A 14,697-nucleotide genomic window follows, 5' to 3' on the forward strand; every position below is an offset into this window, starting at 1 on the left:
CTGCTCCGTCAGCCGCCCTGGAACTGCACCGGGAGACGCAGGGTGATCTGCTTGACCGTGGTCACCGGCCGCCGGGGGGTGACGTGCCATTGGAGTGCAGCCTCACGGGCGGCGCGATCCAGCGCAGGATGTCCGCTGCTGCGGTCCACGGTCACATCGAGTACGCGCCCCTCGGCTGACAGGGTGATCAGCAGCTCGACGCTGCCTTCCAGCACCGTCTCCCCGTCACCACGCGGATAACGCGGGGGATGCCGGCGCGTCATCGCCGCCAACTGCGCGCCCAGCGCCTGCTCGGGATCCAGCTGCTGCGGCGGCGGGTCCATGGCCGTCGGCGAAGGTGCGTCCACGGTCACCGCCGGCGGTGTGCCGGCGACAGGCGCTTTGAACACGACCGTCACCTGCCTGCGCTCGCCGCCTGTGGGCACCTTCGACGCGCTGAGCCAGGTGCGTGCGCCCCGGCGCGCGGCCTCATCCAGCACGGCGTTGCCACTACTGCTTTCAATCAGCACCGAGGTAACCACGCCGCTCTGCCAGACATCCACCTGCAGGGTCACCATGCTGTCGGCCTGCACAGGCGCGCGCAGCGGGATGCCGTGGCGCAGGTCCTTGAACCCGGCAGCAGGCAGGTCGACCAGCACCTGCCCATACTCGGCCGGTGGCGACGACGGCGGCAGCGGTGGCGACGTACGCAGCGCCAGGCCCTTGCGATCGACCAGCATCCCCGCTGGCGGCATCGCGCGTTGCGCCTGCCTGACGGTGTCCGCTTTCGAGGTTGCCGGCGGTGAAGGCTCCGAGACTACCGGGCCCGCCGGGTCTGCAGCGGTGCCGGTGGTGTCCTGCGCCTCGCCTTTGCCCGCCTTCGCCTGCCGATCATCATCGCCCAGCAGCAGCGTCGCGCGCGCCTTCAGGATCTCCATGCGGTCTTCGGAGGCGCTGGCCAGCAGCGTCGAGAGCATGAACACGTCGCTGCCAAGCAACAGAGTATTCACGTCGAACCGGGCCGGATCCGCCGAGGCGGTCTTGTCGCTGCGGTCAATCAGTCCCGCAATCACCAGCGCGCCCAGCGCGAGCTCTTCGTCCGTGTCGACCATCGTCGACGCGTAGGCATTCCACAGGCGTTCCTCCAGCGGCGCATAGGCGAACAACACCTCCTGCGTGCCGTGGACGCGCCACAGGCGCTCTTCCAGTGCCGCGTCGCCTTCTCGGTCGAATGGCTTGCGTGGCGACCACCGTGAGCGGATCGCCAGTTCCTGCAGATCCGTCGCCAGCAGGCGCATTGCAACCGACGTACTCGACGGCGAGAGTTTCCACATCTGCTGCAGCAGCTCGATCTGCTTCAGTTCCACCTCACGCGCTTCCTCCGCAGTGAGCCGCTCCACCATCGCGCCCGCGTCGCTGGCCAGGCCCGCCGTCCTCTGCGTGCGGCGTCCGGAGCGGGCGGCAAGCGTCTCGATCGTCTCGTTGTACGCCGCGCGCAGGCGCTCGTACTCCGTGCGGTCTTCGCGCAGCGCCGGGCCATTGCGCGCCCACAGATCCAGCTCCTGCATCAGCGCCTGCGTGCGCGGCAGATCGCCGCGGGCAGCGGCACGCGCGGTTTCGTGCACCTTGTTGAGCATTTCCCGCTCGAAATGACCGCGCGAATACCAGCGCGGAACTGTAGTGCGATCCTCGCCGACCAGTACCGAACTCGGCCCTTGTTGACCGCTTCCTGCGCCCGTAGCGCCATCCCCGGAAATGCCGGTGACAATAAAGACGACGAATGAGAGGAAGCCGAACATCACCGACGCGATCAGATAATCCACGGCCCGGTCCTGCACCGCTACGCGCAGGAATGACAGTACCGACACCGCTCCGCCGATCAGCAGCGCAGCACGCAGTGCCGCCCTGCCATCACTCAACGCGCCGCTCGACAGCACTCGTCCCAGCCAGCCGATCGAGCTGTAGACCAGCACGCCGAGGTCGCCCCAGAACGGCGCCAACCCGATCAGCGCCAGCAGCAGCACGGCCAGTACACCCAGCAGCTTCATGGGCGCTTGCTCATGATCAGCATCGGCACGAACAGGATGAACAGCAGGATCGCGATCGCCAGCATGGCCATCTGCACGGCCAGCCCCACGCCATCCCAGATGCCCGGGTCCACCAGCGCGCTGTAGCGGCGGTAGGCCGGCATGCCCCAGCCCATCACCCAGCCCAGCAGCAGCGTGCCGATCACCGCCATCGTCACCCGCGACATCACCCCGGGAACACCGCTTGCCGCCGACGCCTGCGCACCGACCGGCTGCGCCTGGGCGACGCGCGCGGCGGTGCGTGCGCGCTGCTTGCGGGCCTTGGCCGGTTTCTGCCGCGAGCGAGTCTGCGCCGCGCGTGCGCTGCCGGCCAGCAGTTCAACGCGGGCGCAGGCGGCACAGGGCATGCCGACAAAATGCTGATGGGCGGCATCCTTGCCACACGTCACCAGTTGCCCGGCGTTGCGCCGCGCGTAGTCCAGCAGCAGCGTGGCCCATTCCTGCGCCGAAGGCCGCCGTCGCGCCTGCGTCGAGAACGCACGATCAAACATGTCGCGCACTGCCGGGGGGAACATCTCATGCCCACTGACCGGCGAGGGCAGCATCCGCGGATGCGGCTTGCCGCGCGCATACGGGTACAGGTTGGCGGCGATACGCGCCGGCAGGTCACTGGGCACCGTCGCCCCCTGCGGCCGGCCCGCATACGGATGCAGGCCGGAATTGAGCAGCTGGAACACCATCACCGCCAACGCGAAGCGATCCTGCGCCTCCTCCTGGCCCGGTTTCACCCCTGGCTGCTGGAACTCAGGCGCCAGATAATCGGTGGTGACCTGCCCGGCCGGGAAGCGCTCGCCCTTGCCCTGGATGCTGAAACCATCGCAATCGAGCATCGCGATGAACAAGGTGCTGCGATAGAACCGCACGTTCAGCGGCTTCAGGTCGACCACATAGTGCTGCCGCCGGTGCAGCGCAGCCAGCATCACCGCCAGGTTGGCAGCCAGGGTCATCTTCGCGCCCAGGCCGGTGGGCAGGCCCTCGGCGCGCGCCTGCCGCTCCTGCAGCACATGCTCCAGGTCGCTGGTGGCCGACAGATCCAGGATCGGCATGGTGAAGCCGATGAAACGCCCACCGCCGTCCCGCAGCAGGGTCAGCGGCCAGGCAATCTGTACCTGGTCGGCGCCCTGCCCCTCCATCGGCGGCAGGTCCGGCTGCAGCTCCAGCATCGCCTGCAGCTTGCGCTCGTAGACGCGCGCATCCTTGTCCGAGTGGTAGAGCTTGGCCACTTCGCGCGGCCGCTCATTGAGGGTGAACACACTGCCCGCACCGCCACTCTTGAGCAGCCGCTCCAGGGTCAGCGGCCTGCGCTGTGCGTCGTAGACCTTTTCGCCGCTGCGCCCGGGCATGTGCTCAGGCCGGCAGCGCAACCAGCAACGTTTTGTCGTCGCCGGTGATCTGATCGGTGCGCGGGTCGGCCAGCGTCGCGTGCAACGCCTGGCTGCCGTGGGTCTCATCGACGCCGGCCAGATAACGGATCACCGGTGCGATGAACGGTTGGAACAGGCTGTCGCCCGCGCGCGACATCGCAAACGGCTGCACGCCATCGGACATCAGCACCAGCGCGTCGATCGCCCCTTCGAAGCGGGTCAGCCGCAGCTGCTCGCGCCAGTTGCCACCGGTCACGAACCACGTTTCGTTGGCGTACTCGCCGTTGGCGGGCAGTGACACGGCATCGGGCGATTCATTGCTGAAGGCGCAGGCGGCGACGCCGTCGCCGACATGGAAGAACCAGCCGCCATCACGTGTAGCGACCGCCCCAACCAGCGTGCAGGCATGGTCGGAGAGCTTCAGGCCCTGGCTCAGCGCAAGCATCGCCAGCTGACCGCGCGCATCGTCGACAGCGGTTTCGATGATGGTGCGCAACGCATCCACCGGTAGTGCCAATGGATCTGCCCCGAGCTGGGCAGATCCGGTAACCGACGCCGCCACGCTGCTGGATACATGCCGGGCGCCCACATCGCTGTGCGATGCGGAGCCTGCACCATCGCAGACCACCGCGACCAATGTCTGCCCCACCTGCACCGACGCATAGGCGTCCTGGCAGGGCTGCCCGCGGTCCAGATGGGACCGTCCCGTGGCCGATGCGGCCATCACGCGCCAGGCCATGGTCAGACCGGCACTTGCGACCAGCTGTCGGTGGCCGGCAGCTGCACCTGGCCACCGGGCGTCGAATTGGAGACCACCCGCATGCTCGCGCTCAGCCACAGGAACAGTTCCTTGAACTGCAGGCCCTGCAAGCGCTTCACGCCGCGCTCGCCATTGCGGCTGAACTGGCCCAGCACGCTCATGTCGGCATTGCCGACGGCGATCGGGAACACCGCCACCTTGTTCTGCTGCTCGGCCTCGCGGCACTGCTCAGCCACCGCTTCCCAGGCGTCCGTGGGCTGGCCGTCGGACATCAGGAACAACCACGGCCGCGTGTAGGCGACGCCAGCCTGGCGGAAGCGCGCCTTCTCGTCTTCGATTTCCTGCAGCGCCAGTTCCACCGCCGCACCGGTCGGCGTGGTGCCGTTGGCCGACAGCGTGGGCGCGGTGAAATCCATCGCGTCGCACCAATCACCACTGATGGCCGCGTTGTCCATGCCACCGTATTCAACCAGCAGCACACGCACGCGCTTGGCCGCGATCACATCGGCCTTCAGCTCCTGCTCCAACAGTTTCAGGCCCGCGTTCAACTGCTCGATGGGGCCACCGCTCATGCTGCCGGAGCAGTCCAGCACCAGGATCAGCGGCGTGCGCTGTTCACTGTTGTCGACCAGGGAAACATCGGGAATTGCGGCAATGGACATGATGGGAAGCCTCCGTGCGGGTGAACCGGTGCAGGTGACCTGCGGGGACGATTATAGGGGGAGCTGGAGGCCCAGGGGACGAGGTCTCACGGGGAGCCGTGCCGGCCAGACAAAAAGCTCCGACCTGGGCCGGGGCTTGTCATGCAACTGGTGCCGGAAACAGAAGTCGAACCTGCGAGCTGCTCTTCGCAAGTCGCCAGACACCACCGATCGCCAGAATGGAATCAGGCGGTGCAACACATGGATGTCGCAATCGATTCATTCGAAGTGGGGGCAGCAGTGCAATTTGGACCAGATTGTGAATTTAATGAAGATGGCAAGCAACAACAGAAAAATACACCGAAAAATTCGAAAACCTAGCCATCACCACTTCTTTCATCATGTTGAATCGAGGATTCCTCATAGTCCAGCCCCCCTCTCTCCGCATACATATCCAGAAGATCAACGATATTCCAATAATTCACTCTCGGCGGCACGTCGATCGAAAAAAAAGTTGCAACATGACTCAACTCCGTAGAGCACCCAAGCCCTTCAACTCTACTCCGCACTTCGGATACCAACTCACTCAAGTATGATATTACGCGAATCGTTGAATGCCCACCGGGAGTTTTTACACTATCAAATACTAGATCGCCATTGATCTCAGTCGCACAAACAACATCGCCGCAACTAATAAGCCGAGCATAAAATGGCACGCTATCGATGAGGTACCCTTCAGGCTGAGGAAGAGCCCACAGACCCTCCCACTCAGCAGGGGGATATCCATCCTGCTGCAGCAATCAAAACGCAATTTTTACGTACTCGTCTTTGGTCATGGCGTTCGATCTTTAGGAGGAACCCAGTCAACTTTATTGCTCTTGTCAATATGTGACGCTGCCTACCGGACTTGGCGTTCTCCGCCTGGATCGTCAGCATCTTTGCTTCCCAGTTGATGTCAGCCCAGCTCATCGACAACAGCTCACCACGTCTCATACCGGTATTAATGGCTGTAAGAACCACCGGGGTCAGGTGATCGACGTACCCGTCCATCGGCAAATCAGGCAGGACCGCTTGCCGATACCTGCGGCGAGCCGCATTGACATTTGCCCTCCCCTCAACCCCGGCCAGGTCGCGCGCTGCCAGTGCAGTCCGGAGCATCGCTTCTTCATCTGGCGACAGGAACCGAACCACCTTGCGGCTAGCTGCTGATCGCTGACGCATGCCCATCAGGGGGTTCGTCTCGATCAGCTTCCACTCAACGGCCCGGGACAAGGCAGACCGCAGGCAAGCAAAGTCGCGCGCTGCGGTAGCCTTTGTGACGGCGTCAGGGCCAGTGACACGACCGCGCCACCATCGCTCCATTGTGGGCACGTCAATCTCTATGATCTGACGGCGCAACAACCACGGGAACACTGATCGGATGCGGTCCGGGTACTGACGACCGCCCTTGAGCTCAGCTATCGCCCACGGCTCGAAATGCTCGTTGAGCAGTGTTTCGAGCGTGCAAGTAGTGGGCTTGGACTTTGCGAGCGCAGGCAATCCCGACTGAACGTATTCAGCGACCGCTTGCCGGGCTTGGACGCGGGCTTGATCAAGTGACAGATGTTCCACCGAACCCAAGGTACGACGCTTACCGTGCGCCCAGGTCACGATCCAAGCTTTATGACCGGAGGGCTGCACTCGCAAGATCAGGCCGCGAACCTGAGCATCCCGGAGCTCGTAGGGGCGATCCTTGCGTTCAGCTGTAAGAACAATGCGTTTGGTAAGGGTGGATGACATCAGGCATCCTGTCCGTAAGTGGCGATAAGGCCAACTTAGGACAGGATGCGAGGCGGTGTTTGGATAAGGATCGTCCGCAGTGAATAGCCCCGCCACATGTAGCCGCCAATTCAGTCACCAATTGATTTGAAAATCGATTAAATTCGAACAGACCTACAGGTTTTACGGTACGTATACCAAAACCACCTCGTATCGATATCCATCACCAACTTCGTACACGTGAGCCTGAAGCACTAGATCACTTCGCCCCTCCTCTTCTGTGTAAAGATCAACCAGAACATTCCAAAAATCTCCATACCAGATGCAGACGGAAGAGTTCCAGGACTCATCTGGCAGCCTTTTCAAGTGTGCGCCATACGCGCGAATGCTCTCTAGCGCGCTTGCCCACACATCTGGGGCCTGAAGGGTCACCTGCGGTAGCGATGGTTCGCCCCCTTGAATCAGAGCATCGACGATGGCTGCGAGCGTGGGCCGCCAAGCTTGCGGCACCGCAATCTCGTTCTCACCATCTTTAGCTATGGTCGTCTCATTCATTGTTAATCTCTCCCGTGCAATTGCTTGTGGCAGTCCAAACAGACCTCGGCATGATTGGAGGATGTTGTAGGACCACCGTCGGCGTGTCGCTCGACATGATGCCCGGCGGAATTGCTCCGATCAATTGACGTCCCGCAACCCGTCGCGCACTTTCCACCTTGTTCAGCTCGCTTGGATTCTCGTGCGGAATCAGTGAACAACCGCTGTGGGTCTCGTTGTGCTACTGGAACTGCCCCCGGCCCCGTGGGTGGTTTTGGAAGATCTCCAACCATCTTGCCCGCGTCGCCAAGCTTTTCAGCTGTGCGCGCACCGTCAACAGCCTTATCAAGTCCCCTGGCGGCCTTGATTGCCGTACCCGCGCCTCCGGGAACAAAGGGCACTGCAGCTGCCGTCGCATCAATCGCCACACCGATTGAGTCGACAATACCCGCCCCCACATTACCTTGGCTAAAGTTCGAGTAGGCACTCGTCGCGCCCATCGCAATGTTCGCAACGTCCCATACGGTCTCGACAATGCGTCCATCAGGATCTTTGAACTTGTACGGATTTCCATTTGCATACCGGTACCGATTGAACTGTTCAACCGGTTTCTGATACGCAGTCACCGGATCCACAGACAGAAACACACCCAGCTGCGGATCCATGTACCGCTGCTGCATGTAACTCAGCCCGGTAGCCGAGTCGCTCACATGCCCGGTATACCCCGGCCCGTCCGTGACCTGACCTCCAACTACGGCTCCGTAGGGCTCGTAGTCATAGCGCTTGATCACGTTGCCATTGGCATCGCTCTCGGCAACAACCGAACCGAGGGCATCGGTATGGATGTATGTGACAGTCGTCTGGGCCTGAACCTGCCCAGTGAGCAGCAGGGCGGCAATCATGAGTTGCTGCCATGTCCCTCGGATCAACCCGACAACCCTTGACGCAGAATTCATGGAAATGCGCCCTGCCAACCCACCAGCGCATTGGCTTGCCCGTACCATTACAGCCATGGGTCGCCCCCCTCCGGTTGTACAGTTTTCCCTTGGCTGCAGTGGCCATCCAAGCAATTACGCACCGTGTACGCCCACGAGCACGTTGCAAAAACCATTTCGTTCCCAGCCACGCGCACGCCGAAGTCATCCTCGATCGTGGAATAGCTAGCCCCCTCAGAACCATTCCAGGTGACTCTGCAACCACCCTTTATATACTCGGCATAGGCCCAGGAAGGAGGGTCGGGAAGAGCAAATGTGTTGGCCTCCGTAGACCAGGGGCCACACGCCCCTCCGTTGCAGGCCTGAACACGGAACGTATGTGCTCCCGGATACACCGACAATTCGACCCTATTCATTGCCCCTCGGGCGACTTCCTGCCAGCCACCACCGTTGAAGCGGCGTTGCAGACGATACTCATTGGCAAGGTGAACCTGGGTCCAACTGGGATAGGCGACCCGCCAACCGCTCTCCGCCTCCACGCTCAGCACCGGTGCGGATTGCGGGGTCAACACAACCACGACGGAGATCTCAGCCGACCATCCGCCACAACCCGACGTATTGCACGCACGCGCACGATAGCGATACGTGCCGTTGGGACGTCCAGTCAGATCGACCGAAGTACTGGTGCCACTGGAAACGCTGGACCAACCACCTCCCGCAGACTGCTCCACGTCATAGCTTATGGCAGTTGCCACGGTCGACCAGGACACACGATAGGCACCGGAGTCGGACGATGGAGGCGCCTGCAACGAAGGTGAAGGCGGAGGCAACAGAACCTGGGTGCTTACAGCCGTTGAATATGTGCCACATCCACTGGCATTGCATGCAACGGCGCGATAGGACCAGGTACCAGTGCTTCGTCCTCCAACGGTAAAACTGGATCCCGAGCCTGCATACACCTCGGTCCAAGCAGCACCGCTGTACTGCTCGAGCCTATAGGTCGTTGCGGTCGGCACAGATGTCCAGGTGACAGCAAAACTACCGGTCGCGGAAGAGCCAGGGGCACTAACTGCGGGCGCCCCCGGTGGCAACAGAACCTCGGTGGCAGACACGACCGAGAACGGACCACAACCCGCTGCGTTACAGGCCTGCGTGCGATACGACCAAGTGCCGTTTCCCTTGCCACTGACTGCAAAGCTCCGAGCTTCACCAGTGTATGCGACGGCCCAGCTACCGCCGGCCGATTGCTCCTGCAACGTGTAGGTTGCCGCATCGGCAATCGCCGACCAACTCACGCTGTAGGTGCCGCTGGCTTGTGTAGAGGACAACGCAATGACCGGTGCGACAGCAGGCACGCGCACCATGGTCGTGACCGCCTCAGCAGACCAGGCACTACAGCCGGCCGCATTGCAGGTTCGCACTCGATAGCGATGGATACCGGATGCCAGTCCCTGTTCATTGAATGACAGGGCAGCGCCACTGTAGATCTGCGCCCAGCCTTCGGCAGCAGCGCGTTCAAGCTCGTACCTGGCAGTGCCGGCGATACCCGACCACTGAACTGCCACTACACCATTGATGCTTGTGGTCGGCACGCTGAGCACCGGGGATGATCCCGACGGATGCACCACAGCAACTTTGGCCGGAGCAGACCAAGGACTGCACCCCGCAACATTGCAGGCTTGAATCCTGTAGAAGTGGTCACCCGCCGGGCGCGAAGTGACAGCGAAACTCAGCAGCCCCGCATCGTATATCACCGTATAGGGGCCGGCTGCGGAGCCGGCCTCTTCCAGCGCATAGCGCGTTGCCGCAGCCACAGCACTCCATTCGATGTTGAACGTACCAGACAGGCCAATACCTGGTGCAACCAGCACCGGCGCCGTGGCCGGCTTGAAGATGACATCCGTCTTCACGACGGAACTCCAGGCAGCGCAGGTACTACCATCGCATGCGCGCACGCGATACAGATAGGACCCGGCGGCGCCTACCTGAACGTTTGCGGTGCGGGAGCCGCCACGGTAGACCTGCGCCCAAGTCGCTCCTGCATTGATGGACGCCTGCAGCTCATAGGACACAGCGCCCACGTCCGACCAACCCACACTGAAAGTGCCTGTAGAGTCCATCACAGGAGCAACCAGTACAGGAACCCCCATCATTGCAGGCTGCTCAACCTGTGCGACCAGGCGGCCGCCCACGTACAGATACTCCAGGATCTTTCCATCACGCTGGTTGTATTGCCAACGCAGGACGCCATCATTGCCATAGAGCGAGCGGATTCCACGCTCCTCGGTGTCGATGGCTTGGACACGACGTCCAAAGCCATCATAGTCATAGCGCTCCTTGCCTGCAGCAGCACGCAAGCGATTACCCGCATCGAAGACAAAGGCCTGCCCGTTTCGCGTGCTCAGATTGCCCTGGACGTCGTAGTTCAGCCCTATCACCGTGGCGCCGGCCGCGTTGCGGACATTGGTCAGGCGATTTGACGCGTCGTAAAGATAAGAGTGGTCCGTCACCCCACCACGACTGACCCGGGTCAAGTTGTCGAGCGCGTCATAGCCATACTCAAAGACCCCCGTACCCTCGAATGACGGCGATTGAACTCGTGTCAAGCGATCCAGGCCGTCATAACTCATCGTGCGATTGCGCACAGCGTCGACTGCATCATTGATTGCGTTGACGTTGCCGTTCTGATCGTACTGATACTGCAGACCCTGCACACCTGCGTCATTGATCTGCAGAGGCAGCTGCCGTGCATTCTGTGGCGACGAATGCGCGATGCCATTGGCATAGGTGAAGGACGCCACACTTCCATTGGCGTGATACCTGATCTGCGTTACCTGGTCACCCACTTGGGTGGGCCTTCCCAGCGCATCGGGCGCGTAGTGTACATAGCTGCCGCTCGGATACCGCACGCCTGCAATGTTTCCCATACTGTCGTAGGCGTAGCCAAGGGTCTGCGTCGACCCATTCAGAATTCGCGATTCTTCGCCAACGAGCAGTCGCCGGCGGTTGTACTCGAACATGCTTGTCGCATTCGTTGCTCCCAGTTGATTCTGGGTGGTTACGGACGCCGTCTTTCCGTCAGGCGTATACGTCCAGGACTGGCTGCCATTGTTGTCAGGGAATGCCAGCGTCTTCAGTCGATTACGTGCATCGTAGGTGCGTGTAGCGAGGCGCCCTGATGCCCTTGCTGCCGGCTCGTCACACGCATCGGAAAGGCTAGCCAGACCGGATGCAGACCATGCCAGATTGCCTGCAGCGTCATAACCCATAGCCGTCGCGCCGGTTTCCGGCTCGATGCTCTTGCACAGACGCTGGTCGCCGGAATAGATGAACTTCCGCAGCAGAGAGGTCGCCCCATCGATGCTGTACCGCATTATGCTCAGCGGCTTTCCAAGAACATCCCGACTGATTGCTGTGCGCGCCCCTTCGGGGTGCTCGATCAGCACAGGGTTGTCTTGGGCAGGTGCATCGAAGCTTTCGTATCGCGTGACTGTCACTTGGCCACGGGGGTTCTGGATACGGACGGAGTTGCCACCGCTGTAGCTGACGTAGCTTGTAAGCAAACCGAGCTCACTATCCTGCGACGTGGCCACCAGACGGCCTAACGCATCGAACTCCTGCCACGTACCTGTTGCTGCTGGCAGCGACGCGTGCGGATAGGAAGTGAACAGCGTTCGTCCCTCATGATCAAGGACAGAGCGGACAAATGATTGTGTGCCGGCTACATTACGAGCATCAAAAGCATGGGTCAGCACCGGCCGGAACAACGCATCCAGATAGGTCTCCGACCGGGCGTCACCGGTGGTTACGCTCCGCCGCCAGTGACCTGCAGGAATACCGTTCTCAGCCGCCTGCATGTACTCCAGCGAAATGTTCGTTGGACTCCAGGCAACACTGTCGCCGGATGGCTGGTTGATGCCACTGATGCGCCCCATGATGTCGTAGTCATAGGACGTGGTGAATCCGTTCTCATCAGTAACCGAGCGCAACCAGCCGTGGTCGTCAACTGTGGCCTGCACACTCGCACCGTCCGCGAATTGGATAAGCTGGGGAGAGCCGCGCTTCCACGAGGAGAGACGCGTAGCATTGCCATTGGCGTCGACGTAACGCGACACGGTGCCATCAACATCGTATTCAGTGGTTGAATCAAGGCGACCAAAGGACCAGCTCTGGGACGGGCGCGCAAACGCATCAAAGTCAGTGCGGGAGATCTCCAGACCGGAGTCGACGCTGGTCACCTTGGCAACCTGCCCAAGAATCCAACGGATCCGCTCATCGCGGAATTCAGTCGCGGTGGTACGCGACTCTCCCAGCGAATTGTGGCGTTTCTCGCGCAGGGGACGCGTCAGCGTGTCGAACTGCTCGACGGTGGAGGAAAACACCGTTCCGCCCTCGGTGATCCGCCGCTCACGAAGGGGGCGCCAGGTTTCACTGGCGAACGTATCCTGCCGCCCTTGCGAGCTGATCCCGACCCGGGCCGGAAATGGCTGCGACACAACCTCAGCATTGCTCACATAGATGTCATCAGTGGTTCGCAACGTGCCGCCGTTCTGGCGCACTTCGGTACGCAGCAGCTTTCCCTCGTTTTCCTGAAAATAGATGCCATAGGTCAAGACCGTGGTTGACTGGTCAGGTGCAGTCACCGTGCTGGTCTTGGTTGTCTGGCAGTTTCCGGGCCTGCAGTCAGTGATGGCTTGGGCGCTGGGCGGAGCGTAGTCATAGCGCCAGGTGAGATCCACACCGCTACCAACAATGCGTTTCGCCCTCAACGCCAAGGTATCGAAGCGAATCGGCAACGTACTTGAAATGGTGTCGCCGGGTGGATCAGGTATGAAGTCATTCAGTCCGATCATCGGGAAGAGGCAATCTGATGCAACGCCCGTACGGCCATTGCGGACGGTGCCCAAGGTGAACTCACCTGTGACGCCGGTTGGGTGCGTCATTCGAAGGACGCTCGGCGTGTCCTTCAACACTCGCATCCAAGCACATATCACTCCTTGATCCTGGACAAAGCGCCGCCGCTGCCCCAACGCGTCAGCAACGGACTCTTCTCTAGGGTCATAGATGATCCCCGCCACCTGTGAGTGGTCGTACTTCCATTGGCGACCATCTGGACGCGTAACCTGCAGGAGAATTCCCCACGGGTTGTATTCGTAGTGCCAGGTACGGGTACCCGTTCTGACCTGCGATATCCGGCCTGACGTCCAAGTGATATCGATCCGCCGACCATCGCTTGCTTCGATAAGCGTCAATTGAGAGCCGGACCAGTGATATCTGACCCAGTTTCCCTGACGATCCTCGACGAGGGATGGATACAGGCGTATGCGGTCACGCAGGAACACGTGATCGACCACGACTCCGCCCTGGATCTTCGGCTTGGCGAAGGGCTCCACAGGCGTAACGACCATCCAATCGAAGTGGTACTTGGTTCCGTCTGGGGCGTGTGCAAGAAACCCCTCGCCCGCATGGCCGCTTTTTAGTGTGGGCAAGCACGACAGCGTCCAGTTCTGGGCCGTCAGCCACGGGTACACTCGCCCGTCACTTGGGCCCGCGGGCGAACCGGCTACGCGGAACAGCAGTTCCTGCGGACCCGTAGTAGATGTAAAGAGCTGATTGCCGTGCCACATCTCCCACGAGTCCACGGTTGACATGCCCTGGACACCCACCACCAGAGGTGCGCCCTCCCACGCTTCCACTGGCGAGGAGCAGCGAGCCCAGGGTTGCGCGGTTGTCACGTTCCAGCCCGAGTCATGCTCAAACGTGCCGCCGACGAAGGGGATATCGATGTCCCAATCGCCCATGGGGTGATTGGGGATGCCCTCTCCGGGAACCACGTACTTCCTGCCCAGCGCCACGGGCAAGGCATTGTTTCCGGGGATTGAAACCTCGCTCACCGCAAAGCTGAGCTCGCCGGTATACAGATTCACTGAATCACCGAACAGTTGCGGGCCTTCAGATGTGATCTGTTCGCGAGATTTGATGAGCTTGGAGTATTCCTGCCATGGCTGCGCGGCCATCGCTGGCCCAGCAAGAAGTACGAGCAGGCACAACAACGAACGGCGCGCCGTTCCTTGGAAACGCTTCATATGGTGGATTTCCCTTCGTCCATGACGCGGCCTGCACCACCTGTCACTGCAGGTTGGAGCAGTCTTCAACGCATACCCGCTAGTGCTGATCAACTCCCCAGTTGACCCGCGCGACATGTGTAACACGATTCACAATTCATTCACAAGTGACGGCGATCACGTGCTCACCGAATGAAATTTCAGTCCGGCAAGAACGTTGCTACATGTAGCGTAGGCCAGTGGCCGAGTCACTCACATGCCCGGTATATCCCGGGCCATCCTTAACCTGACCACCTACCACTGCACCGTAGGGCTCATAGTCATATCGCCTAATCGCATTGCCATGGGCATTCGTCTGAGCCACCACCGCCCCCAAAGCGTCGGTGTAGATGTACGTGACCGTCGTCTGGGCAATTGCGGAGGGTGCCAGGCCGAATCCAATCAGCAGCACGCAGCGCGGCCAAGTGCCTAAAGCACCCAGCTTCCGAATTCGACCTTCGATTCCCCTGAAGCGGGTGGACACGCCGCCTGCAGTTCCCCCGAAACTCCCCATCCTTCCAATCCCTGAAAGAGC

Annotated in this window: 10 protein-coding genes; 1 reads left to right on the forward strand and 9 read right to left on the reverse strand. The window is 61.3% G+C overall.

Annotation, left to right across the window (positions count from 1 at the left end; translation table 11 throughout):
* Positions 1-8: 8 nt before the first annotated feature.
* From AC13GI_RS07735 to AC13GI_RS07750, 4 genes are read right to left on the reverse strand one after another with little or no spacing between them, the layout of a single operon-like run.
* On the reverse strand, positions 9-2,027 hold the full coding sequence (locus AC13GI_RS07735; RefSeq protein WP_482995192.1) for an energy transducer TonB family protein: 2,019 nt from the start codon (positions 2,025-2,027) through the stop codon (positions 9-11).
* Complete coding sequence (locus AC13GI_RS07740) at positions 2,024-3,409, reverse strand: hypothetical protein (RefSeq protein WP_482995191.1); 1,386 nt, start codon at positions 3,407-3,409, stop codon at positions 2,024-2,026. The genes AC13GI_RS07735 and AC13GI_RS07740 overlap by 4 nt, the downstream gene beginning before the upstream one ends.
* A 4-nt stretch (positions 3,410-3,413) precedes the next feature.
* Positions 3,414-4,169, reverse strand: coding sequence for a PP2C family serine/threonine-protein phosphatase (locus AC13GI_RS07745; protein ID WP_165376574.1), 756 nt, complete (start codon positions 4,167-4,169; stop codon positions 3,414-3,416).
* A gap of 2 nt (positions 4,170-4,171) precedes the next feature.
* Positions 4,172-4,852, reverse strand: a complete 681-nt coding sequence (locus AC13GI_RS07750; protein ID WP_312704449.1) for a vWA domain-containing protein — start codon at positions 4,850-4,852, stop codon at positions 4,172-4,174.
* A 141-nt stretch (positions 4,853-4,993) separates the two neighbouring features.
* Between AC13GI_RS07750 and AC13GI_RS07755 the strand changes: the two genes are divergently transcribed.
* A complete protein-coding gene (locus AC13GI_RS07755; RefSeq protein ID WP_380655088.1) occupies positions 4,994-5,212 on the forward strand; it encodes a hypothetical protein in 219 nt (72 codons plus the stop codon).
* Here AC13GI_RS07755 and AC13GI_RS07760 read toward each other — a convergent pair.
* The 5 genes from AC13GI_RS07760 to AC13GI_RS07780 all read right to left on the reverse strand — a co-directional run bounded on the left by AC13GI_RS07760 (position 5,209) and on the right by AC13GI_RS07780 (position 14,213).
* Complete coding sequence (locus tag AC13GI_RS07760; protein WP_482995190.1) at positions 5,209-5,631, reverse strand: DUF4265 domain-containing protein; 423 nt, start codon at positions 5,629-5,631, stop codon at positions 5,209-5,211. The genes AC13GI_RS07755 and AC13GI_RS07760 overlap by 4 nt on opposite strands.
* Positions 5,600-6,610: an integrase arm-type DNA-binding domain-containing protein gene (locus AC13GI_RS07765; protein ID WP_482995189.1), complete on the reverse strand. Its 1,011-nt coding sequence runs from the start codon at positions 6,608-6,610 to the stop codon at positions 5,600-5,602. The genes AC13GI_RS07760 and AC13GI_RS07765 overlap by 32 nt, the downstream gene beginning before the upstream one ends.
* Before the next feature lie 162 nt (positions 6,611-6,772).
* On the reverse strand, positions 6,773-7,144 hold the full coding sequence (locus tag AC13GI_RS07770) for a DUF7668 domain-containing protein (RefSeq protein ID WP_353098632.1): 372 nt from the start codon (positions 7,142-7,144) through the stop codon (positions 6,773-6,775).
* Positions 7,145-7,146: 2 nt separating this feature from the next.
* Positions 7,147-8,025: an RHS repeat-associated core domain-containing protein gene (locus tag AC13GI_RS07775; protein ID WP_482995188.1), complete on the reverse strand. Its 879-nt coding sequence runs from the start codon at positions 8,023-8,025 to the stop codon at positions 7,147-7,149.
* A 101-nt stretch (positions 8,026-8,126) separates the two neighbouring features.
* Positions 8,127-14,213, reverse strand: a complete 6,087-nt coding sequence (locus AC13GI_RS07780) for an RHS repeat protein (RefSeq protein WP_482995187.1) — start codon at positions 14,211-14,213, stop codon at positions 8,127-8,129.
* Positions 14,214-14,697: the final 484 nt, after the last annotated feature.

This window comes from Stenotrophomonas sp. 82F1 (genome assembly GCF_056861525.1).